Raw genomic sequence first — 23,759 nt, forward strand, 5'->3', positions numbered from 1 at the left:
GGTTCCAGGCGCCCTGGATCGGTTCGGGCGGGCGCTCTCGCGGCGGTTCAGGCGCCGTCGCGGCGGGAGACGCCCTCCGGGCGCATGCCGGTCTGCTCCTCGGTCGGGTTGTCCGCCAGCGAGCCGGTCGAGCTCTCGTCGGGAAACGGGTGGCGTCCGGGCGCGTCGGGGGCCAGCCCCGGCCCGGCCTCGGGGTAACGGGTCGGCTCGACCGTACCGATGCCGTCCTCGCCGGCGGCGGCCCCGGGACCACCCTTCGTGCCCCCCGACGACGGACCGGCCCGCCGCTCGCCGCGCCGCCCCTCGGAGACAGCGGTCGGCTCGCTCCCCTCGTCCAGCGGAGAGTCCTCCTCGACCCCCCAGGGGGCGTCCTGGTCGAGCCCCCGGGTGGTGCCCCACGGCCCGACCGATTCCGGTCCGCCCTGTCCGGCTTCGCCCGTCCCGGTGCTCTTCGCGGGCTGCTTCTTCGCTGCCATAAATCTCACCTCGTCGACGGGTCGGTGCGGTACCGGTGATTGCCCACTCCGACACCGGTCATGCCAGTCGGCCCCGGCCCGGCCGGGTGGACCTGGAGTCGCCCGGCCTCCACCGGTCGCCCGGTCGGGGTGGCCCGGACCACCGGACCTCCACCGGCTGCCCCAGCCGAGCCGGACCAGGACGTTTGTCCGTCACCAGGGCGGGTACGGGCGGGCGGGGGCAGCGACGTGGCGGGTCAGACGACGGGGGACGGGGCGGCGGAGCCTGCGGGCCGGGTCCGGCGCTGGCTTCTGCACGGCCTGGAACCGGGCAGGGCGAGCGGGCCCTACACCAAGGAGCGGGCCGAGCACCAACGGCCGTGGTGGCGGGTCATGTGCCTGACCGGCCTGGACTACTTCTCCACCCTCGGTTACCAGCCGGGCATCGCCGCCCTGGCCGCCGGGGTGATCTCCCCGATCGCCACCCTGGTCCTGGTCGCGCTGACCCTGTTCGGCGCGCTGCCGGTCTACCGGCGGGTGGCCCGGGAGAGCCCGCACGGTCAGGGCTCGATCGCCATGCTGGAGCGGCTGTTGCCGCGCTGGAACGGCAAGCTGCTCGTACTGGCCCTGCTCGGGTTCGCCGCGACCGACTTCATCATCACCATCACCCTCTCCGCCGCCGACGCGAGCGCGCACATCATGGAGAACCCCTACCTGCCGGGCGCGCTGGACGGTCTCCAGGTCGAGTTGACGCTGGTGTTGATCGCGCTGCTCGGCGCGGTCTTCCTCAAGGGCTTCAAGGAGGCCATCGGGATCGCGGTGGTGCTGGTCGCCGTCTACCTGCTGCTCAACCTGATCGTGATCGTCGTGTCCCTCGGGCACCTGCTGGAGCACCCCGAACTGGTGTCGCAGTGGCGGCGGATGCTCTCCGCCGAGCATCCCGACCTGCTCGGTATCGCGGTGGTCGCCCTGCTGGTCTTCCCCAGACTGGCCCTCGGCCTGTCCGGCTTCGAGACCGGGGTGGCCGTCATGCCACTGATCAAGGGACGGCCGAGCGACATCGCGCGCCGGCCGGAGACCCGGATCCGGGGCGCCCACCGGCTGCTCACCACCGCCGCGCTCATCATGAGCGCCTTTCTCATCACCAGCAGTTTCGCCACCACCGTGCTCATCCCGCAACACGAGTTCCGGGCCGGCGGCGAGGCGAACGGCCGGGCACTGGCCTTCCTGGCCCACGCCTACCTGGGCAACGGCTTCGGCACCGTGTACGACATCAGCACCGTGTTGATCCTCTGGTTCGCCGGGGCGTCGGCGATGGCCGGGCTGCTCAACCTCGTACCCAGGTACCTGCCCCGCTACGGGATGGCGCCCGACTGGGCCCGGGCCGTACGCCCGCTGGTGCTGGTCTTCACCCTCATCGCGTTCCTGATCACGGTGGTCTTCCGGGCCGACGTCACCGCCCAGGGCGGGGCGTACGCGACCGGCGTCCTCGTCCTGATCACCTCGGCCGCGCTCGCGGTGACCCTCTCCTCCCGCCGACGCCGTCGGCGCGCCTCCACGGTCGGGTTCGCGGTGATCACTCTGGTGCTCGGTTACACCACCGTGGCGAACGTGATCGAGCGCCCGGACGGCGTCCGGATCGCGGTGCTCTTCATCGCCGCGATCGTCGCCACCTCCATCCTGTCCCGGATCCTCCGGGCCACCGAGCTGCGGGTGACCGGCGTACGCATGGACCCGGTCGCGCAGCGCCTCATCGCCGAGGTGGCGGAGCGCGGGGAGATCAACATCATCGCCAACGAGCCGAACGAGCGGGACGAGACCGAGTACCGGGAGAAGGAGGCCGAGGAACGCGCCGACAGCCACATCCCGGCGCAGGACCCGGTGCTCTTCCTCGAGGTGACGGTCCGCGACCCGTCGGAGTTCGAGTCCGAACTGATCGTCACCGGCGAGGAGCGGTTTGGCTACCGGATCCTCCGGATCGAGGGCGCGAGCATCGCCAACACCATCGCGGGGGTGCTGCTGCACGTACGGGACACGACCGGGAAGCTCCCGCACATCTACTTCGCCTGGACCGAGGGGAGTCCACTGCGGTACCTCCTGCGTTACCTCTTCCTCGGTGACGGCGAGGTGGCCCCACTCACCCGCGAGGTGCTCCGCCAGGCCGAGCCGGACCGTCGCCGTCGCCCCCGGGTGCATGTCGGTTGATCGCGGCGACGACCGGAATGGATAGTCTGGACGGCACTCCGGCCGGCGCACCCGTCCCCGGCACCGGCGTATCGATCAAGGAATCGGGGCAGGAGTCATCCCGTACCGAAGAGGTCGCCCGATCAGGCGGATGGCCGCCGGTCACCGAGGTTCAGGAGGACCGATGGACTCGTGGCTCGTCGTCGTGCTGGTGCTGCTCGCCGCGGTGACCCTCGTCGTGGCGGTGGTCCTGGTCATCAGGCTGTTCCGGATGAGGTCGTTGATCCGCGCCGCCGGCATGCCCGTGTCGGGCAAGGCCGCCTTCTGGGCGGCGGTGATCTACAGCGTCTCACCGGTCGACCTGCTGCCCGACCCGATCTACCTGGACGACATCGGCATCCTGCTCGGCGCGATCACCTACGTCGGCCATCTCGCCAAGCGGCACGGGATCATCGGCCGCCGCTCCACCCCGGCGCAGCTGCCGCCGACGCGGACCGACCGGCAGCCCGCCGGTTAGTGGGCTGAGGCTGGCGGCGTCAGCGCCGCTTGGTGGCCTGAGCTGGCGGCGTCAGCGCCGCTGGTCGTGGTCGTCGCGCGGCCGGGTGGTCTCGGTCGTGACCTCGAACGGGGTACGCAGTCGGGTCATCGCGTCCGAACTCACGTCGACGGCCGCTCGTGGGGTGTTCGCCGGATCGCCCTCCGGCTGCTCACCGAACGGGTTCGAGTCATGGATCATCGCACCGGTCAACATCTGCTCCAATGCCTGCCCGCGCAAGCGCGGCTCACCCGCTGGCAGAGGCCGAGCCGGGCGGGAAAACGAGTGGGGGTGGAAAACGAACGGGGTGGATCCGGTCGATCTCGGACTCCACCCCCAAAGCCTACCTCGCCACCCCGACACGATTTTGACGTACGGTCGGTGTCCGCCCTCGGACAGCGGGTAGGGCGACCGGAGCGGTCCGCCGGCTCCGAGCGTGACCTGCGTAAATGTCGACCACCACGGGTCGCGGACGCGCCGTACGGGCGCGGTTCCTCAGACCGGGCGAAAAAGCTGCGGCCGGGGGGGGGGGGGGGGGGGGGGGGGGGGGCGCCGGCCCCGCGGGGGGGGGGGGGGGGGCGGGGGGGGGGGGGGGGCCCGCGCGGGGGGGGGGGGGGGGGGGGGGGGGGCGGTTTCTGTTTTATTTGCCCCGGCCGGGGGGGGGGGGGGGGGCGGGGGGGGGGGGGTCGCCCCGGCGCCGTACGAGGCGGGGGGGGGGGGGGGGGGGGGGGGGGGGGGCCCGCCCCCCCCCCCCCCGGCCGGAGCCGAGAGGGAAGGGGGTGACCAGCGGCGGAACCGCTGGTTCCTGGATCGGCACAGGGGGTGTGCCGTCAGGATCGATGGCGCGGTGCGATTTCCCGCCGCCCGCGCGACCGGCACCGGGCCTCAGGCCCGGGGCGGCCCGTCGTAGTCCGGTGCGACGTAGACGGGAAGGCGTTCGCCACCGCCACGCGCGAACCGGCGGGTGTACGTGACGTGCCCGCCCGGCCGTCGGGGCATCGTCGAGGCCGGGTCGCCGCCCTCGTCGTCCGTCACCGGCACTTTCAGGTACATCGGCAGCGAACGCTCCGCCGCCACTGCCCGAGCGGGCGTTACCTCATGGCGTTGGTCATGCCACGGACCGCCAAGGAATAGGACCTTCATCCGCTTATCGTCTCCTGTTCCCGCCGTCGGCGCCTCATCCGTCGGTCCCGGAATCCCGCGGTATCGGCGATATCCGTACGGCCCGGCGACCGAGAATACGCCACCGCCGCGACGAGGTCTCGGCCTCGCCGCGGCGGCAGCGGCGTGCGGGGTCGGCTGGCCCGCACGGGTCACGGAAATCGGCGGGTCAGCCGCCTGTGAGATCGATCAGCCGCCCATGAGATCGAATCGTTCCCAGGAGCCGATGGCCGGGCGGTTGGCGATCAGTGGTTGGGCGCCGGCGCCTTCGGCGGCGACGTACTGGTTGTTGGCGACGGCGCGCAGGCTCACGCTGCCGTCACTGTTGCGGATGACGGAGAAGGTTTCCCAGGCGCCGATGCTGGTTTTGTTGGCGATCAGGGGTGCGGTGCCGTTGGCGGCGCTGACGATGAGTCCGTTGGCCTTTGCACGCAGCGCGATGTTGCCGTTACCGGCGTCGAGGCGGTCGAACTGTTCCCACGGTCCGACGGTGGCCCGGTTCGCGATCAGGGGTGCGGCGCCCGCGTTGCCGGCACTCACGTACGCGTTGTTCACCCTGGCCCGCAGGCTCACCACCGGGGTGGCCGGCGCGGTGGGGTTGAACCGCTCGGCCCAGTAGCGGGTCCGGTCCAGGTACGCGGTCTCCGACGACGCCCCGGTCCGGCCGTAGGCGCCCGAGTAGGTCAGGTAGCCGTGCCCGGCCGGCGGGGTCGCGCTCGCCGGCTCGATCGTCGACCCCTCGTGCCACTCGTTGAACGAGGTGATCGACACCCAGTCCGGCGGGGTCGGCGTGCCGAGCGCGTTGCTCCACTGCCGGTCGTACGCGGCGCCGTTGTCCCGGTTGAGCGTCGGCGTCGTGTTGCCCGGTACGGCCCGGTCGTCGAGGTAACCCGGCGCCACCGAGGGCGCCCAGACCAGCCCGTTCGCCTCGCAGTACGCCGCCGCGTTCGCCCAACCGGGTGCGGTGGCGCCGGCGATGCCGTCGTAGGTGTACATCCCACCGAAGTTGGCCACCTTCGAGGTGTCGGTGGTCTGCGCCAGCACGATGTTGTTCGCCCGTACCTGGGCGATCGGCGACCAGTCGGTGATCCGCAGGCTCTCGAAGACGTAGAACGCGGGCCGGTTGCCGTGCGCGGCGTCGCGGTAGAAGGCCGGACTGGAGCCGTACCGGGAGTTGATGTAGTTGATGTCGGCGACCGTGCTGGCCGCCGTGCGGCCGTTGTACGGCTCCAGGTGCCAGGCGACCTTGAGGCCGTACTGGGCGGCGGCGGTGAGCACCCGGCTGGTCAGGTTGTCCTCGTACGAGCCCTGACCCCACCAGCTGTACACGAGCACGCCGACACCGGCCTGGCTGATCCACGCCATGTGCTGGTTGATCGTGTTGACGTCACCCGAGTCGTACGCGCCCCGGGTGGGGTAGAAGTTGGCGCCGATGTCCTGCGGCGGGGTGTGGTCGCCCTGCTGCCAGTGCCGGTAGCTGCCGTTGACGGCCGGGTTGCCGTACCAGGAGTAGTAGAAGATGTGGACGTTGGACGCGGGCGCGGCCAGGGCCGCCGCGGGCGGCTCCGCCGAGCGCGGTCGGGCCTGTGCCGTCGGGCCGGGCGCGCTGGCGATCCCGGCCGCGGTCAGCAGCAGGAAGGCCAGGGCGGTGCGTGCCCAGCGGTTGATTCGGTACACGTGTGTCCTCCGTGTCGCTGCGGGGTCCGATCCCCGTGCGCGGGCCCGGGGATCGGCGCCGGCCGTGGCCGGTGCGGGCGGTGGAACGCCCGCACCGGTCACGTCTGACGGCGGGTCAGCCGGCGATGAGATCGAATCGTTCCCAGGAGCCGATGGCGGGGCGGTTGGCGATCAGTGGTTGGGCGCCGGCGCCTTCGGCGGCGACGTACTGGTTGTTGGCGACGGCGCGCAGGCTGACGCTGCCGTCACTGTTCTGGACCAGGGTGAAGGTCTCCCAGGTGCCGATGCTGGTCTTGTTGGCGATCAGGGGTGCGGTGCCGTTGGACGCGCTGACGATGAGGCCGTTGGCCTTGGCGCGCAGTGCGATGTTGCCGTTGCCGGCGTCGAGGCGGTCGAACTGCTCCCACGGTCCGACGGTGGCCCGGTTGGCGATCAGCGGCGCGGCACCGGCGTTGTCGGCACTCACGTACGAGCTGTTCACCCTCGCCCGCAGGCTGATCACCGCGGGTGTGGTGACCGTGCCGGTGGTGAACGTGAACGCGTCCACGTCGAACAGGTTGCCCTGCCCGGTCACGCCCTTGAACACCAGGTAGAGCGAGGTGCTGCCGGTCGGCGCGTTGGAGAGGTTGGCCGAGACCTCGGTGAACGTGTCCCAGCCGCCGGTCGGTGCCACCGCGACGCTGCCCAGCAGGGTGCCGGTCGCCGAGCCGGTCCGTACCTCGATGGTGCCGCCGACACCGCCGGAGGAGACCCGGGCGGTGAACCGGGTCGCGTTGCCCAGCAGGTACGGCTGGTACGAGATCCAGTCGCCGTTGTCGACGAAGCCGGCGGTCCGGCCCCCCTCGGCGGCGGCGTGGTCGGCGGTCTGGATGCCGGACTGGGCGGCGAAGTGCTCACCCTGCCGGTGCTTCGGTTGCAGCGTCTTGGTGCTGCGGGAGGTGAGGCCGCCGTTGTCGGTGTAGGACGCGTCGAAGACACCGAAGATGTTCGCGGCGGTGTCGTGCTCCCCGTCCACCGGCACGGTGATGGTGCCGGAGCAGCCGGTCTTGGAGGTGATCTGGTGGGCGTGGCTGTCGTGCCCGAGGGAGTACGTCACCGTCACCCGGGCGCAGTTGATCGTGCCGTCCTCGGCGTCGCTGGCGCTGACCGTGAACGGGATGGTGTCACCGAAGTTGAAGAGCTGGCCGTCGGCCGGCAGTTGCAGGTTCACCACCGGTGCGGTGTTGCCAACGGTGATCACCAGGCTGGCCGTGCCGGTCAGCCCGGTCGGGTCGGTGACCCGCAGGGTCGGGGAGTAGGTGCCGTTCGCCGTGTACGTCTTGGTCGGGTTGGCCGCCGTCGACGTGGTCCCGTCGCCGAACGTCCAGAGGTAGGAGAGCGCGCCGCCCTCCGGGTCGGAGCTGCCGGCCGACGAGAACCGGACGGTCAGCGGGTTCGCCCCGGACGTGGGGGTCGCCGAGGCGACCGCGACCGGGCTGCGGTTGCCACCGCCGATGTACTCCACCCGGAACAGCGCCTGGTTGTTCGACCCGGTGCCGTAGTCGAGCACGTAGAGTGCCCCGTCCGGGCCGAAGGCCATGTCCATGACCTGGGTGCCGGTCCACGGGAACGCGGAGATCTCACCGGGGGTGCCGTTGGCGTTGACCGCGATCGCCTTGATCCAGCGGCGGCCGTACTCGCCGGCGAAGAACTGGCCGTCGAGCGACTGCGGGAACTTGACCGAGGAGTTCAGCGCCGCGTTGTACCGGTAGACCGGGCCACCCATCGGCGACTCCGAGCCGCCACCGAACTCCGGCGGGGAGCCCGCGTCGCCGTACTTGATCCAGCTCGGCTTGGCCGGCGGCAGGGTGGTCTGGCCGGTGTTGCGGAACGAGTTGTTGGTCGGGCCGGCGGCGCAGTTGTACTTCGCCTGGGACGGGCCCGAGGGGAAGGTGTACTCGTTGTACGTCTCGGAGGTGGTGTTCGTGCCGGTGCAGTACGGCCAGCCGTAGTTGCCCGGCGCGGTGATCCGGTTGAACTCCACCTGCCCGCCCGGCCCCCGGTTGGCGTCACCGGTGCCGGCGTCCGGTCCGTAGTCGCCGAGGTAGACGATGCCGGTCGGCTTGTCGACGCTCATCCGGAACGGGTTGCGGAACCCCATGGCGTAGATCTCCGGCCGGGTGTTCGCCGTACCCGGCGCGAACAGGTTGCCGGCCGGGACGGTGTACGTGCCGTCCGGCTGCGGCTTGATCCGCAGCACCTTGCCACGCAGGTCGTTGGTGTTGCCCGAGGAACGCTGGGCGTCGAACTGCGGGTTGCGGTTGGTCCGCTCGTCGATCGGGGTGTACGAGTTCGACTCGAACGGGTTCGTGTCGTCGCCCGTGCTGAGGTAGAGGTTGCCGGCGGCGTCGAAGTCGATGTCGCCGCCCACGTGGCAGCACTGCCCCCGGTCGTTGTTGACCTGGAGCATGATCCGTTCGCTGCCCATGTTGAGCGTGTCGTCGGCGTTCAGGGTGAACCGGGACAGCCGCAGGTGACCCTTCCACCGGTCGAAGTCGGCCGCCGTACCGGTGGTCGGGGCGTCACCGGCCGGCGTGCTCAGGGTGGGGGAGTAGTACAGGTAGATGAAGCGGTTGCTGGCGAAGTTCGGGTCGGCCGCGACGCCCTGCAACCCCTCCTCGTCGTGCGTGTAGACCGGGATGGTGCCGGCGACCTTGGTGTTGCCGGCCGCGTCGGTGACCCGGACCGTGCCGTTGCGGGCGGTGTGCACCACCGTGCGGTTCGGCAGCACCGCCAGGGACATCGCCTCGCCGATCTCGGCGGAGCCGGTGGCCAGGGGGACCTGCTGGTAGTCGGCGGGTGGGATCACCGCGGCCTGGGCCGCGCTCGGCGCGGCGGCCACGGCGAGCGCGATGCTCGCGGCGGCGACCGTGGCCGCGACGAGCAGGCGCGACCAGCGGTGGAGGGTGGGGGTCATCGGTTTCCTTTCCGGGGGTGGTGCCGGGGTGGGGAAGGAGCGGGGTCGGCCGCCCGTGGACCCGCCGACGCTGGCGGGTCAGGCGCCGTAGACCTCGAACTCCCACAGCGAGTAGCCGTAGGGGGCGAGGGCGCGCTGGGTGCCGTACATCCGGACGTAGCGGCCGGTGCCGGTGAGGGTGAGGTCGTCGATCCCGCCGTCGGAGGCGGTGGCGGTGTGCACGGTGGTCCAGGTGGTGTTGTCGGGCGAGGTCTGGATCTGGTACGCCCGGCCGTAGGCCGCCTCCCAGTTGAGCCGGACCCGGCTGATCGAGCGACTGGCACCGAGGTCGACCGAGATCCACTGCGGGTCGGCGTACGCGCTGCCCCAGCGGGTGCCGGTGTTGCCGTCGACCGCGTTCGCGGCCACGTGCCCGCTGCCGGTCTCCACGCTGGAGGCCGCCGTGGGCCGTCCGGCCGAGAGCAGGGTCGGGGTGCCGGTGACCGGGGTCCCGTACACGTTCAGGTCCCAGAGCGAGTAACCCCAGGCGGTGGCGCGCTGGGTGCCGTACACCCGGAGGTAGCGGCCGGTGCCGGTGAGGGTGACGTCGTCGACCCCGCCGTCGGAGGTCGTGGTGGAGTGGACGGTGGTCCAGGTGCTGCCGTTCGGCGAGGTCTGGATCTGGTACGCCCGGCCGTACGCCGTCTCCCAGTTCAGCCGGACCCGGCTCAGGTTGTACGTCGCACCGAGGTCGACCGAGATCCACTGCGGGTCGGCGGAGAGGCTGCCCCAGCGGGTGGCGGAGTTGCCGTCGACCGCGTTCGCGGCCACGTGCGGGCTGCCGGTCTCCACGCTGGAGGCGGTGACCGGCCTGCCCTGGGCCAGGTCGGTGGCGGGCTGTGGCGGGTTGCCGCCGTCGGCCTTGATCCGGATGTTGCGGTAGTTGATGTCCATCCCGGCGCCGTCGTTCTGTACGCCGATGTAGCCGTTGGCGATGTTCCGGGTGCTGGTGTAGTCGTTGATCTTCACTCCGTTGAGCCAGATCTCCACCCGCTGCCCGTGCACCCCGATCTCGTAGGTGTTCCACGAGCCGGGCGGGTTCAGCGCCGCAGCCCGCGCGGCGGTGTCCGGCGCCTTGAAGCTGTACACGCTGCCGGTGGTCCGGGACGGGTCGGCGTCGGTCGCGTCGATCTGGATCTCGTGACCGGCGTCGACCGGCTGCCACGGGTCGCCCTGCGGGTCGGGGAAGCCGATGAAGACACCGCCGTTGTCGTCGCCGGGCATCATCCAGTCGAGCTTCAGCGAGTAGTTGGCGAACGTACGGACCGGGTACCAGAGCAGGCCCATCCCGCCGACCGAGGTGAGCGTGCCGTCGGCCAGGGTGAAGCCACCCGGCCCCGCCTGGCGCCACTGGTTCAGGCTGGCCTGGGTGCCGTCGAACAGCGGGGTGTAGCCGACCTCGGGCCGGCAGTCGGCCGGCTTCGCCCCGGCGGCGATCTGGATGCCGCCGAGTAGCATCCGGGTGAAGTTCGCCTCGGTGTAGGTCTGCTCGGTGTGGCCGAGACCGGTGTACCAGGCCCGCCCGCCGCCGTAGTTCTGACACCAGGTGATCGGGTGGTCACCATTCATCGTGCCCCCGCTGTACGACGACTCGTCCAGGTTGGAGAGCACCTTGACGTTCGCCCGGGGGTTGGCGCGGTAGTTGTACCACTCGTCGGTGCGGGTCCAGTTCTGCGGCAGGTGCGCGGTGGAGACGTTCGACCGGTCCTCGGTGCGCACGGTCGCCTGCTGGGTCGCCGGGTGCGAGCTGAAGTAGCCGCCGACCAGGCCGCCGTACCAGGCCCAGTCGTACTCGGTGTCGGCCGCCGCGTGCACCCCGACGTAGCCGCCGCCGGCCGCGACGTACGACTGGAACGCGTTCTGCTGGGCGTTGTCGAGCACGTCGCCGGTGGTGGAGAGCCAGACCACGGCCTGGTACTGGGCGAGGTTGGCGGTGGTGAACTGGGCCGCGTCCTCGGTCGCGGTGACGGTGAAGCCGTTCGCCGCGCCGAGTTGGGTGATGGCGGAGATGCCGTTCGGGATGGAGGAGTGCCGGAAGCCGGCGGTCTTGGAGAAGACCAGCACCTTGGTCAGCGGTGCCGCCGACGCCGCCGGTGGGGTCACCCCGACCAGGGCGGCGGTCGCCACCAGGGCGAGGCTGAGGACCGTGGAGAGCGCACGGACGCGCATGGCTGTGCTCCTTCGCGCGGATGTCGAGGGGCCGGGAGTCCGCCCGGGACGGGCGGAAAGGGTTCACGGCACCCCGGGCCGGAGCGGTCGGCCGCCATCCCCCCTGGTGGGCGGTGGTCGGGCCGGCTGCCCCGGACCCGGGTGCTGGCGTGGGCGCGCTAGCTGGTGACGAGGGTGAACTTCTCCCAGGGGCCGATCGTGGCGCGGTTGGCGATGAGCGCCCCCGCACCACCGTTCTCGGCCGACACGTAACTGTTGTTGACCGTGGCCCGGAAGCTCACCGTGCCGTCCGAGTTGTTCACCTGGGTGAACGTCTCCCACGACCCGGCGGTCGGCCGGTTGGCGATCAACGCCGCCGCGCCCGCGTTCTCGGCACAGACGAACATCGAGTTCGCCCGTGCCTTGAGCGCCACGTTGCCGGAGCCGAGGCTGACCAGCTCGAACTGCTGGGCGGTGCCGACCGTGCCGGAGTTGGCGATCAGCGGGGCGGTGCCGGCGGTGACGTACTGGTTGTTGGCCTGGGCCCGCAACGCGGTGCCACCGGTCGGCGGGGGTGTGCCGCCGGTGAGGATCCGCAGCGCGTCGATCATGCCGACCGAGGTGGTCTTGTTGACGATGCGGATGGTGTGCGAGCCGTTGCTCAGCCCGGTCCGGCTGAAGACCACCGCCTGGGCCTGCCGGGGGCCGCTGACGTAGAGGTTGACGTTGGCCTGGAGCACGTTGTCGATGTACACGTCGACGTTGCCCATGTCGCTGTTGCGTTCGGAGAGGTATTCCACCCCGGTGCCGGTGAAGGTGTAGGAGGCGGTCGCGCCGACCGTGGTGGAGTGGTGGGTGTCGTCGTTGAAGTCGCCGTAACCGCGCCCGGTGGTGAGGTGCCAGTTGCTGTCGTAGGTGAGCAGGGTGTTGTTCACCAGGCCGCCGCCACCGGTGCCGCCGCCGAGGCCGAGCGTCGAGGCGGTGTTCAGCAGGCTCTTGGCGCCCTGGTTGGCGGTGCCGGTGAGGGTGGTCGAGGTGTAGTTGGCCAGCGGCTTCGCGGTCCGCTCCAGCACGTACACCGCGTTCGCCGCCGTGGCGAAGGTGATCTCGCCGGCCGTGCTGGTCGTCAGAACGGCGTTGTCCGACGTACGCCGGACCCGGACCTCCTGGTTGCCCCAGGGGTTGACCACCCGGGCCTGCTTGCCGTACAGGCTCTTGATGCCGACGTACTTGGTCTCGTTGGCCTCGCGTTCGGAGCTGACCAGGAAGCCGTCCTTGGCCAGCAGGGTGAACTTGCCGACGAAGTTGGACGGGATCGCCGGGAAGACCCGGATCTTGTCGTTGTAGCTCTGCATCAGCGACTCGTTCATCGCCGCCAGGTGGATGCCGAGGTACTCGAACACCCCGTTGGTGTTGTTGGTCATGCCGTTGGGGTAGTTCTGGTACTTCTGCAACATCGTCCGCATGCCCTGGAACGCCTGGTCGGCCAGGCCGAGCCGGGCCGCGTGCACGTGGTCGTTGGCCCAGACGTTGCCGTACGGGTGCGGCCGGACGTTGAACGTGTTGATCGCGGTCTGCTGGTCCGGGTAGCCGATGCCGGTCAGGTCGTACGGCCAGACCAGTTCCAGCGCGACGTTCTCACCGTTGCGGGTCGGTGAGGTGGGCGGGTCGTGCGGCAGGTAGGCGCCGTTGGAGATCTGGTACGGGACCAGGTTGTTCACGATGTTCTGCCAGTTGGCCCGCAGCCCACTGTCCAGTCCGAGCTGGTTGCTGACCGCGATGGTGAGCGGGAAGAGCAGCCGTACGGCGGCCAGGTCGGTGATCGCGTTCTTGACGTCCCAGTACGTCTCGTGCGCGTTGGAGCTGGCCATGTAGTAGCGCCCGTTGCCGTCCACCGAGAGCCGGTCCTCGTAGAACTTCACCGCCTCCCGCATGTACGGGTACGCCGTGTTGCGCAGGTAGTTCTCGTCGTTGGTGTACCGGTACTGGAGGTACATGTTGTAGGCGGCCTCGGTGCCGGTCGAGTAGAGGTCGTTGACGTAGTCGCTGTTGATCGTGCCGCGCGCGTTGCCGTCCCAGCCCATCGTCTCCGGCACCCAGAGGCCGTCGCTGCCGTACCGGGTCGTGGTGTACGACTTCAGCGCGGCGTAGTTGCGGCTGTAGAGCCGGTTGAACCCGCTCATCAGGTCGACGTGGTTCGAGGCGTAGAACGAGTTGTAGACGTCGCGTTGGTTCCAGTACCAGTAGCCGTTGCTCCACTTGCTCTGGTCCTGCGTCGCCCGGAACACACCGTTGATGAAGTGCACCGGGTAGTTCCCGAAGCCACCGGCGGCGATCATGTACGTCGCCAGGTAGTAGACGTTCTCCAGGTAGTCGGCGTCACCGGCCGAGTTGGAGTACTGGACGAACGACTTCTCCCAGAACGCGTGCCACCAGTTGCGGTAGTTGTTCAGCGTGGTCGCGTACCCGGTGTTCTTGACCGAGGCGAGCTGGTTGCGCGCCTGGGTGACCGAGTTCAGTCCGGGCGAGTTGATCCGGCTGGCCGCGGTGAACCAGACCGTGTAGCTCGACGACGGGGTGATGTTGAGCCGGACCTGCCGGCCGTTCACCACCTGGGAGGTGTAGCTGGCGCCCTCGACCGTCGCGGCCAGGGTGTAGCCGAAGTTGTTCGGGTCGCTCTGGCCCCGGCTGATCCCGACGCCACTCGCGTCGGCGAAGGTGGAGTACGTCCGCCAGGTGTTCAGGTCCGGCACGTCGGCGATGTTCTGGACCGTGTTCGGGTCCCAGAGGCTCAGGTCCAGCCCGACGCTGGTGACCCCCGGCCGGCTGTCCTCGACGTGGATGCCCATCACCTCGGAGTTGGGCGAGCCCATCACGGTGACGGTGCGGTTGTTGTCGTACTTCGTGGTGAGCGTGCCGTCGTAGAGCGACAACCGTTGCTGGAACGTCGTGTAGCCGGTGTCCATCTGCGGGTTGCTGAACAGGTTCACCATCCCGGCCGCGTACGTCGACTGCTGCGCCAGGTCGACCCCGGAGACCTGCATGGTCAGGCCGTTCTGGTTCCAGGCCATCGCGCCGGTCCGCCCGTTGCCGACGGTCAGGCCGTGCAGCGGATTGGAGTTCGGGCGGTTGTAGACGATGTCGTGCTTGGACAGGTAACTGGCGTAGTTGACGTTGAGCGTCCCGGTGCCGGAGTTGAAGGCGGCGTCCGTGGGCGCCGCCACGGCCGGACTGCTCGGACCGCTGACCGCCATGCCCACCAGCAACAGGGCGGCGGCGACGATACGGGTCGGCGTGGTTGTCTTCATCGACACGATCCCCTCTAGATCGCTCGTACCGATGTGGCTCGTGCCACGGGACGCGGGTGCGACCGTGCACTCCCCATCCGCCGAAGAGGGGAGCTACCACGAGCCTTTTTATGGGTGGGTCCGCCGGCACCGCGCGACATGAAGATCCGACCGAGATGTCCAACCGACCCACATCTGTCACATGCAGTTAACATCGGATGTCTTGGCGAGTCAATCCTTGGCTGTCGATGTTTTGTCGGCCCAGCTCAGCCGTGGTGCCGTGACCGGGGCCGCGATGATCCTCGGTAGTGGAGCGGGTACCGCACGCCACCAGGGGCGGTACGGGAGGGCGCTGCGGCGGATCCGGGGCTCCTGCCCGCGGGCGCGAATACATCGGATGACGTGGACCTGCCGGCCGTACCCGCCAAGGCTTCCAGCGCACCCGGGGCGACCGCGTCGCGGACGGCTGACCGGGCTCACGCGGCCTGCCCCGGTCGGCTCCCTCAGGCAGTCTGTTCCGGTGACTCGTCGGTCGGGTACTGGAACACGTCGATCAGCGAGACCCCGAACACCGCCGCGATCTGGAACGCCATCTCCAACGACGGCGAGTAGCGCCCCTGCTCGATGGCGATCACGGTCTGCCGGGTCACACCGACGCGGCGGGCCAGGTCGGCCTGCGTCATCTCGCCGTGGGTGAACCGCAGCGTACGGATCGAGTTGGTGATCCGGGTCGGTTTGACCACGACCCCTCCTGTGTAAAAGATCCTTGACATTGCCAAGGTAGGCTCGGTATCGCGCGATGTCAAGGATTCTTTACTTCGTGGCGACACAGACCGGTCCGGCCCCGACGGTCCGGGGTGGAAAGCCCCGCCGTCACCGCGCGTCCGGAATCTGGTCGAGGTCCAGGTGGACGGCCTTGCCTTCGCGTCGGGCCAAGTCGACCATGGCGTCCGCGCCGGCCGAGGGGCCACCGATCCGCAACACCGCGTCACAGCGGGCGACCAGCCGTTCGGCGTACGGGTGGAAGATCTCGCTGAAGGCGGGGTCACCGATCCGGGTGGAGCCGGCCAGCGTGGCGAGCGGCAGCGCGAGAGGGGGCGCCGCGCGGTGGCGGGAAAGACGGCGGTCATGGCCTTCCTTTCCGATGGTGGGATGGGGCGCGAGTCGAACGGCGCGGATCAGGCGAGGTGGATCTCGGTGCCGGCGGCGCGCAGCGCGGCCAGTGTCTCCGGTCCGAGGGGATGGGTCGCCTCGTCCCCGGCGGCCAGGTCGGTGACGAAGTCACCGGCGGCGTCGAGCCCGGCGATCCGGCTGAACGCCCGGGTGCCGAGCTTGGTCGCGTCGGCCACCGCGATGCTCCGCCCCGACCGCTCCAGCGCGACCTGCTTGACCGCCGCGTCGTCCAGCGAGAACTCGGAGTAGCCGTCCTCGGCGTGCACCCCGCCGAGCGAGAGCACGAAGCAGTCGAACGCCAGGTCGCGCAGGGCGCGCAGGGTGAGCTGGCCGACCATGGAGCCTTCCGCCGGGCGTGGCTCGCCGCCGACCACCAGCAACCGGATCCCCGGTTGGTCGACCAGTTGGGCGGCCGCCTGCAGGCTCAGCACCCCGACCGTGAGCGGGGCGCGCAGTCTCAGGTGGGTGGCGACGTGGACGGTGGTGGTGCCCGCGTCGAGCAGGACCGTCTCGCCGGGGCGGACCAGGGCGGCCGTGGCCGCCCCGATCCGGTCCTTGGTCGCCGACTGCCAGGCGGCCCGGGCGGCGAAGCCGGACTCGGCCGCGACCGGTCGGACCGCGACGGCGGCGCCCCGCACCCGCTGCACGAGCCCGCGTTCCTGTAGTGCGTCCAGGTCCCGGCGGGCGGTCATCTCGGACACCCCGAGCCGGCTGGCGAGGTCCGGTACGGCGATCCGCCCGGCCGCCTGGACCAGGCGCAGGGTCACGTCCAACCGATCGGCGACGGGCATCCGCCATTTATACCATCAGCGTGTGCGGAGTGTTAGATCAGTGTTCGAAGGAAGGGGTGGGGCGGTCCACCCTTCCCGTCGTCCGATCAGGCGCGGTCCGGCATTCCCAGGTAGCCGCGCAGGTGTCGGGCGGTGCGTGAGTCGCCGCCGCCGACCAGGTCGGCCGGGGTGCCGGTGAACACCACGCGACCACCGTCGTGACCGGCTCCCGGGCCCAGGTCGATGATCCAGTCGGCGTGGGCCATCACCGCCTGGTGGTGCTCGATCACGATCACCGTGTTGCCGCCGTCGACCAGCCGGTCGAGCAGGGCCAGCAGGGTGTCCACGTCGGCCAGGTGCAGACCGGTCGTCGGCTCGTCCAGGACGTACGTGGTGGCCTTCTCGGCCATCTGGATGGCCAGCTTGAGCCGCTGCCGCTCGCCCCCGGAGAGGGTGGTGAGCGGTTGTCCCAGACCGAGGTAGCCCAGGCCGGCGTCGGCGAGCCGGTCGAGGATCGCCCGCGCCGCTCCGCCGGTGAAGAAGTCGCGCGCCTCGGTCACCGACATGGCCAGCACCTGGCTGATGTCCTTGCCCCGCAGCTTGTGGGTGAGCACCTCGGGGGTGAACCGCTTGCCCTCGCACTGCTCGCAGACCGTCGCCACCCCGGCCATCATGGCCAGGTCGGTGTAGACCACGCCGATCCCCTTGCAGTTCGCGCAGGCGCCCTCGGAGTTCGCGCTGAACAGGGCGGCCTTGACCCCGTTGGCCTTGGCGAAGGCGGTGCGGATCGGGTCGAGCAGACCGGTGTACGTGGCCGGGTTGCTGCGCCGCGAGCCCCGGATCGCCGACTGGTCGACCACCGCCACCCCGTCCCGGCGCGGCAACGAGCCGTGGATCAGCGAACTCTTGCCCGACCCGGCGACCCCGGTGACGACGGTCAGTACGCCGAGCGGAATGTCCACGTCGACGTCCTTGAGGTTGTGCAGGTGGGCGCCGGTGATCCGGAGGTGCCCCCGGGGCTGGCGGACCAGCTCGCGCAGTCGGGCCCGGTGGCCGAGGTGCCGGCCGGTGAGGGTCTCCGAGCGGCGCAGTCCGGCCACGTCCCCGGTGTAGCAGATCTGGCCACCGCCCGACCCGGCGCCCGGCCCCAGGTCGACCACGTGGTCGGCGATCTCGATCACCTCGGGCTTGTGCTCCACCACGAGCACCGTGTTGCCCTTGTCCCGCAGCCGCAGGTCGTTCATCCGCTGGATGTCGTGCGGGTGCAGGCCGACGGTCGGCTCGTCGAAGACGTACGTCACGTCGGTGAGGCTGGAGCCGAGGTGCCGGACCATCTTGACCCGTTGCGCCTCGCCGCCGGAGAGGGTGCCCGACTCCCGGTCCAGACTGAGGTAACCCAGGCCGATCTCCACCAGCGAGTCCAGGGTGTGGCGCAGGGTGTCGACCACCGGCCCGACCGAGGCGTCCGTGATCCCGGCGACGAATCCGGCCAGGTCGCTGATCTGCATCGCCGCGCACTCGGCGATGTTGCGTCCGTTGAGCGTCGAGGCCAGCGCCGCCGGGTTGAGTCGGGCGCCGCCGCAGCCGGTGCAGCCGGTGAAGGTGAACGCGCGGTCCACGAAGGCCCGGACGTGCGGCTGCATCGACTCCCGCTCCTTGGACAGGAAAAGCCGCTGCACCTTGACCACGAGACCCTCGTAGGTGGTGTTGAAGTTGGACGCCTTGATTTTGGTGGCGGGCTTGTGGAGGAAGTCCTCCCACTGCTGCGGGGTGTAGTCCGCGAGTTTTGTGTCCGGGTCGAAGAGACCGGACTGGGCCATGGTCTGCCAGTACCACGAGCCGACCGTGAAGTTGGGCGCGGTGATCGCCCCCTCGTTCAGACTGAGCTTCCGGTCCACGAGCTGGTCGATGTCGAGGGTGGAGACCCGGCCGAGGCCCTCGCACTCCGGGCACATGCCCTCCGCGCTGTTGAAGCTGAACGCGGTCGAGGTGCCGACGTGCGGCGTGCCGAGGCGGCTGAAGATGATCCGCAGCATGGTGTGCGCGTCGGTCGCGGTGCCGACGGTGGAGCGGGAGTTGGCGCCCATCCGTTCCTGGTCGACCACGATCGCCGCGCTCAGGTTGTGCAGCGCGTCGACGTCCGGCCGACCCTGGTTCGGCATGAACGACTGGACGAACGCGGTGTAGGTCTCGTTGATCAGTCGCTGCGACTCGGCGGCGATCGTGCCGAAGACGAGCGACGACTTTCCCGATCCGGACACGCCGGTGAAGACCGTGAGCCGGCGTTTCGGTATGTCCAGCGACACGTTGGCGAGGTTGTTCTCCCGGGCACCCCGCACCTGGATCACCTCATGGCTGTCGGCCGCGTGCCGAGGCCCGGCGTCTCCACGCCGGGCAGGGGCGATGTCCGTGTCGACACGAGCGTGCCGCCGCTCGTCGTCGGCCAGCAGCACCCCGCCGTCCGGCCGGTCGCCGTTGCCCGACGGATGACTGACGCGCTCGGAGCCCATACCGTTCCCCCTGATATCCTTACGGCATAAAAAGATAACCTGACGAGGTTACTTTATGTGCTAAGGAGTTGCAAGTGGTAATTTTTGCCGGTCAGGGGGACGCGCGTCGTTCGATGGCCCTGCTGTGGCGTACGCCCGGCTCCGCAGACGTGCGGAGCGGACCGGGCCCCAAGCCCGGACTCAGCGTGGACCAGATCGTCGACGCCGCGATCGAGGTGGCCGACCGGGACGGGATGGCCGGGCTCTCCATGCGCGCGGTCGGCGAGCGGTTCGGGCGTACCGCGATGGCGCTCTACACCTACGTGCCGAACAAGGCCGAACTGCTCGACCTGATGTACGACCGGGCGCACGCCGAACTCCCCGCCGGGTACGACGACATCGTCGACTGGCGCGCCGCCGTCACCGCCTGGGCGGAGGACATGTGGGCCTTCTACCTGCGGCACCCCTGGGTCCTCCAGGTGTCGCAGGCCCGACCGGTGCTCGGACCCAACGAGTACGTCGTACTGGAGACACTGCTGCGGATCCTCTACCGCACGGGGCTGGCCGGGCCGGCCGTGCGACGTACCGTCGGCACCCTGTTCCAGTTCGTGCGCGGCACCGTCCAGACGGCCGCCGAGGCCCGCCAGGCGCGGGCCGCCACCGGCATGTCCGACGAGGAGTGGTGGTACGCCCGATCGGCCCTGCTCACCGAGGTCGCCCCGGACTTCGCCCGACGGTTCCCCACGGTGATCCGACTGGAGAGCGAGCGCGGGTACCACCTGGACGACGAGACCGTCCCCTATCTCGAACAGGAAGCGAAGGAAACCCTCACCTTCGGCCTCACCATCCTCCTCGACGGCATCCACTCCGCCCTACCGGAGTAAGGAAGGGCCCCCTGTTATCGCTTTTGGTAGAGGAAGGGCCCCCTGTTAACACCGCTTCGGCGTAGCGGGGGATGGGCGGCGGCGGCGCGCGACGTACGCGGAAAATGGGTTGGCGCGGGCGGAGGATGTGGTGACCATGACCCGGTGCCGCAGCGACCGACCGCCATCTCGATCAGCCCGGCCCGCCCCGACTCGGCGGCCGGTCGCGCGATCCTGCGCGCCTACTTCGACGACATCGTGGGCCGTTACCACGGCCGTCCGGCCACCGCCGACGAGATCGACCGAGTGCTGATCGACGAGCCCAGCGACGACCTGGTGCCGCCCGTCGGCCTGTTCTGGGTGGCCACCGACGGCGCGACGCCGGTCGGCTGCGCCGGCCTGCGTCTGCTGCCGGAGAACCTGGGTGAGGTCACCAGGGTCTTCGTCGCCCACGGTGCCCGCCGGCGAGGAGTCGGCTCACGGTTGCTGACCGGGTTGGAGGAGATTGCCCGGACCCGGGGGCTGTCCCGGCTCCGGCTCGACACGCGACACGATCTGGTCGAGGCACGCCGGCTCTACACCGGACACGGGTACGTCGAGGTCGAGCCCTTCAACGACAGTCCGTACGCCGCCCACTGGTTCGTGAAGCCGCTCGCCTGACGGGCACCTTCGTCATCCCCCGTTGTCGAGCACGTCCGCTGGCGAGCACGTCCGTTGTCGAGCACGCCCGCTGGCGAGCACGTCGGCTGGCGAGCGGCGGACCGGGATGTTCGGATGGTCGGGCGAGGAGGTGCCATGCGTCGGTCGTACGTGGTCACCGGTGGTGGTCGGGGTGTCGGTCGGGCCATCGTCGAACGTCTGCTCGGGGACGGTCACGCGGTGCTGGTGATCGAACTCGATCCGGCGGCCGTGGCCTGGACGGCGGAGCATCCGGCCGGTCCGCGACTCGTCACGGTGCTCGGCAGCGCCGCCGACGAGGAGGTGACCGAAGCGGCCGCACGACGAGCCTCGACGGCGGGAGCATTTGCCGGCTGGGTCAACAACGCCGCCGTGTTCCGGGACGCGGCACTGCACTCCGGGCCGGTCCGCGAGGTCGTCGACCTGATCAATCTCAATCTCGGACCCGTCGTGGTCGGTTGCGCGACCGCGATCCGCTCGTTTCTCGCGGCTGGTACGCCGGGGTCGATCGTCAACGTCTCCTCCCACCAGGCTCAACGCCCGGTACGCGGGGCACTGCCGTACGCCACCGCCAAGGCCGCGATCGAGGGCCTCACCCGCGCGGCGGCCGTCGACTACGGGCCGTACGGCATCCGGGTCAACGCCGTCGCGCTCGGCACCGTCACGACCGAGCGCTACCGGGCGTTCCTTGCCGGGCGGCCCCCCGAGGCAGCGGCCCGGGTGCACGAGGAGATGGCACGGCTGCATCCGCTGGGCCGGGTGGGTCGGCCGGACGAGGTGGCCGCCACCGTCGCCTACCTGCTCTCCGACGATGCCACCTTCGTCAACGGCGCGATCCTGCCGGTGGACGGCGGTCGATCGGTGATCGGACTGGACCCCGAGGCGACCTGACGGTGATCGGCAAGCCACGGTGCCCCCACCGCACCAGGTGGCCGATGGGCCGGACCGGGATCTTTACGGTGGCAAGATAGTGTCGCGGAATAGAACCTGGCAATGGCGAGTTTCACCGCTGGTGGTCGCGCCACGAGTCGTCTTGTCATACTCGCGCGGCATCATCCGGTGATGTCGGTCCCTGCTCCGCCGTCTCGACCCGGACAGTCCCGTCAGAGCGGACAGGGCAGTAGGTAGGCTCGCGGGCAGCGCCGGCCGGGCCGACGACGATCATGCCGTGCCACGGCGTGGAGAACGCACTTCTGGGAGTTCAGCTCGTTGACTGCACAGCCTGAGATTCTGTATGGGGCCGATGACCTCACCCACCTGGAAGGCCTCGATGCCGTCCGGAAGCGACCCGGCATGTACATCGGGTCGACCGACAGCCGTGGCGTGGGTCACCTGCTCAACGAGATCCTGGACAACTCCACGGACGAGGGCGTCGCGGGCCACGCCACCCGGGTCGAGGTGACCCTGCACGCCGACGGCTCGGTGCAGGTGGACGACGACGGGCGCGGCATCCCGACCGACGTGCACGCCCGGTCCGGGCTCTCCGGCGTCGAACTCGTGCTGACCCGGTTGCACGCCGGTGGCAAGTTCGGCGGCTCCGGCTACAAGACCTCCGGCGGCCTGCACGGCGTCGGTGCCTCGGCGGTCAACGCGCTTTCCCGCCGGTTCGACGTCACCGTGCAGCGCGGCGGCCAGATCCACCAGATGTCGTTCCAGCACGGCGTACCCGGGATCTTCGACGGGGCGGGGCCGGAGGCCACCTTCACCCGGCAGCCCGGCCTTCAGTCGGTCGGTCGGATGAAGCGGGGCGCCTCCACCGGCACCTCCATCCGGTACTGGTACGACTCCCGTTACTTCGAGACCGGCGCGAGGCTCGACGTCGACGCCGTCCGCAGCAAACTGCGCAACACCGCGTTCCTGGTCCCAGGCGTCACCTACGTGCTGCGGGACAACACCGCCGACGAGCCCACGCTGGAGACGTTCCATTTTCCCAGCGGTCTCACCGACATGGTGGACTTCCTCACCCCGGCCGGTGACAAGCCGGTCTCCGGCACGCTCCTGATCGACGGCGAGGGCACCTACCGGGAGAACGCGGCCGACGAGCACGGCGTCATGCAGAGCAACGTCGAACGTCGGGCCGAGGTCGAGGTCGCGCTCCAGTGGGGGACCGGCTACGAGCGGACGGTGGAGTGTTTCACCAACACCATTCGTAACGTGCACGGCGGCACCCACCGCAAGGGTTTCGAGCGCGGTGCCGTACGCGCGCTGACGGCCGCGATCCGCAACACCCGGGGCCTGCTCAAGCCGAAGGAGGACGCCCCGATCCTGGACGACGTCCTGGAAGGCATGACGGTCGTCGTGCACGTCCGCATCCCCGAGCCGCAGTTCACCTCGCAGACCAAGGACGAACTCTCCACCGCGCCGGTGACCAAAGTGGTCCAGAACGTGGTCGAGCAGCACCTCAAGACCTGGTTGGAGGACCGCCGGACCAAGGCCGAGGCGCGTACGGTCCTGCAGAAGATCGTCGACGCGGCCCGGGTCCGGCTGACCCAGAAACAGCAGAAGGACGCCGCCCGCCGCAAGACCGCCCTCGAGGGCGCCTCGATGCCGCCGAAGCTGGTCGACTGCCGTTCCACCGGGGTCGCCCGCAGTGAGCTGTTCATCGTCGAGGGGGACAGCGCGCTCGGCACCGCCCGGCTGGCCCGCTCCTCGGAGTACCAGGCGCTGCTGCCGATCCGGGGCAAGATCCTGAACGTGCAGAAGGCCAGCCTGCAACAGGTGCTGGACAACGCGGAGTGCTCGGCGATCGTGCAGGTGCTCGGTGCCGGCTCCGGGCGTACCTTCGACCTGGAAGCCCTCCGGTACGGCCGCATCATGATCATGGCCGACGCCGACGTGGACGGCTCGCACATCCGTACGCTGCTGATCACGCTCTTCGCGAAGTACATGCGCCCGGTGATCGAGGCGGGTCGGCTCTACGCCGCGGTGCCGCCGTTGCACAAGGTCAGCACCAAGGGCCGCAACCCGGAGACCGTCTACACCTACACCCAGACGGAGATGACCAGCACGGTCGCCCGACTGGAAAAGGCCGGCAAGCAGGTCGTCACCCCGATTCCCAGGTTCAAGGGACTCGGCGAGATGGACGCCGACGAGCTCTGGGACACGACGATGAACCCGGCCAGCCGGGCCGTGCGCCGGATCACCCTCGACGACGCCGCAGCCGCCGAGGACGTGCTGGAGCTGCTGATGGGGGAGAAGGTCGAGCCCCGCAAGAACTGGCTCATCGAGTCCGCCAGCCGGGTCGACCAGGAGACGATCGACACGTGAGCGCGGGAGCCGGTCGTCCTCGGCCGGCTCCTGACCCGGGTCGAAATCGTGACAGTGGCCGGTGGACCGGCCGACGG

16 protein-coding genes are annotated in these 23,759 nt (G+C 70.0%); 6 read left to right on the plus strand and 10 right to left on the minus strand.

Features of this window, described 5'->3' with window-relative positions; translation table 11 throughout:
- Nucleotides 1-47: 47 nt before the first annotated feature.
- Nucleotides 48-476, minus strand: coding sequence for a hypothetical protein (locus tag ACI2K4_RS02310; protein WP_404508082.1), 429 nt, complete (start codon nt 474-476; stop codon nt 48-50).
- Between the two features lie 228 nt (nt 477-704).
- On the opposite strand from ACI2K4_RS02310, the gene ACI2K4_RS02315 reads away from it, so the two are divergent.
- Nucleotides 705-2,660 carry an amino acid transporter gene (locus ACI2K4_RS02315; protein WP_404508084.1) on the plus strand — a complete coding sequence of 652 codons (1,956 nt, stop codon included), beginning with the start codon at nt 705-707 and terminating at the stop codon, nt 2,658-2,660.
- 163 nt (nt 2,661-2,823) lie between these two features.
- Nucleotides 2,824-3,156 (plus strand): YkvA family protein, encoded by a 333-nt coding sequence (locus ACI2K4_RS02320; RefSeq protein WP_404508085.1) that lies wholly within the window; start codon nt 2,824-2,826, stop codon nt 3,154-3,156.
- A 51-nt stretch (nt 3,157-3,207) separates the two neighbouring features.
- Here ACI2K4_RS02320 and ACI2K4_RS02325 read toward each other — a convergent pair whose 3' ends face one another.
- The 9 genes from ACI2K4_RS02325 to ACI2K4_RS02365 all read right to left on the minus strand — a co-directional run bounded on the left by ACI2K4_RS02325 (nt 3,208) and on the right by ACI2K4_RS02365 (nt 18,895).
- Entirely contained in the window at nt 3,208-3,414 is a 207-nt protein-coding gene (locus tag ACI2K4_RS02325; protein WP_404508087.1) for a hypothetical protein, read from the minus strand.
- A 645-nt stretch (nt 3,415-4,059) separates the two neighbouring features.
- Entirely contained in the window at nt 4,060-4,227 is a 168-nt protein-coding gene (locus tag ACI2K4_RS02330; protein WP_404508088.1) for a hypothetical protein, read from the minus strand.
- Nucleotides 4,228-4,524: 297 nt separating this feature from the next.
- A complete protein-coding gene (locus ACI2K4_RS02335; RefSeq protein ID WP_404508090.1) occupies nt 4,525-6,012 on the minus strand; it encodes a hypothetical protein in 1,488 nt (495 codons plus the stop codon).
- 115 nt (nt 6,013-6,127) lie between these two features.
- Nucleotides 6,128-8,968, minus strand: coding sequence for a PQQ-dependent sugar dehydrogenase (locus ACI2K4_RS02340; protein WP_404508091.1), 2,841 nt, complete (start codon nt 8,966-8,968; stop codon nt 6,128-6,130).
- Nucleotides 8,969-9,046: 78 nt separating this feature from the next.
- Nucleotides 9,047-11,176: a ThuA domain-containing protein gene (locus tag ACI2K4_RS02345; protein ID WP_404508093.1), complete on the minus strand. Its 2,130-nt coding sequence runs from the start codon at nt 11,174-11,176 to the stop codon at nt 9,047-9,049.
- Between the two features lie 158 nt (nt 11,177-11,334).
- A complete protein-coding gene (locus ACI2K4_RS02350) occupies nt 11,335-14,463 on the minus strand; it encodes a glycosyl hydrolase family 95 catalytic domain-containing protein (protein ID WP_404508095.1) in 3,129 nt (1,042 codons plus the stop codon).
- Between the two features lie 482 nt (nt 14,464-14,945).
- A complete protein-coding gene (locus ACI2K4_RS02355; RefSeq protein WP_404509157.1) occupies nt 14,946-15,167 on the minus strand; it encodes a helix-turn-helix transcriptional regulator in 222 nt (73 codons plus the stop codon).
- A gap of 453 nt (nt 15,168-15,620) precedes the next feature.
- Nucleotides 15,621-16,406, minus strand: a complete 786-nt coding sequence (locus tag ACI2K4_RS02360) for a DeoR/GlpR family DNA-binding transcription regulator (protein WP_404508097.1) — start codon at nt 16,404-16,406, stop codon at nt 15,621-15,623.
- Nucleotides 16,407-16,492: 86 nt separating this feature from the next.
- The gene (locus ACI2K4_RS02365) at nt 16,493-18,895 is read right to left on the minus strand and encodes an ATP-binding cassette domain-containing protein (protein ID WP_404508098.1); all 2,403 of its coding nucleotides are present in this window, start codon (nt 18,893-18,895) and stop codon (nt 16,493-16,495) included.
- A gap of 74 nt (nt 18,896-18,969) precedes the next feature.
- On the opposite strand from ACI2K4_RS02365, the gene ACI2K4_RS02370 reads away from it, so the two are divergent.
- The 4 genes from ACI2K4_RS02370 (at nt 18,970) to ACI2K4_RS02385 (ending at nt 23,682) form a co-directional block, all read left to right on the plus strand.
- Nucleotides 18,970-19,758, plus strand: coding sequence for a TetR/AcrR family transcriptional regulator (locus ACI2K4_RS02370; RefSeq protein ID WP_404508099.1), 789 nt, complete (start codon nt 18,970-18,972; stop codon nt 19,756-19,758).
- A gap of 144 nt (nt 19,759-19,902) precedes the next feature.
- A complete protein-coding gene (locus tag ACI2K4_RS02375) occupies nt 19,903-20,397 on the plus strand; it encodes a GNAT family N-acetyltransferase (protein ID WP_404508100.1) in 495 nt (164 codons plus the stop codon).
- Nucleotides 20,398-20,532: 135 nt separating this feature from the next.
- Nucleotides 20,533-21,306, plus strand: a complete 774-nt coding sequence (locus ACI2K4_RS02380) for an SDR family NAD(P)-dependent oxidoreductase (RefSeq protein WP_404508101.1) — start codon at nt 20,533-20,535, stop codon at nt 21,304-21,306.
- 318 nt (nt 21,307-21,624) lie between these two features.
- Nucleotides 21,625-23,682, plus strand: a complete 2,058-nt coding sequence (locus ACI2K4_RS02385; protein ID WP_404508102.1) for a type IIA DNA topoisomerase subunit B — start codon at nt 21,625-21,627, stop codon at nt 23,680-23,682.
- Nucleotides 23,683-23,759 lie beyond the last annotated feature (77 nt).

Source organism: Micromonospora sp. NPDC050397 (assembly GCF_044901685.1).
In the GTDB taxonomy this organism is placed as follows: domain Bacteria; phylum Actinomycetota; class Actinomycetes; order Mycobacteriales; family Micromonosporaceae; genus Micromonospora_G.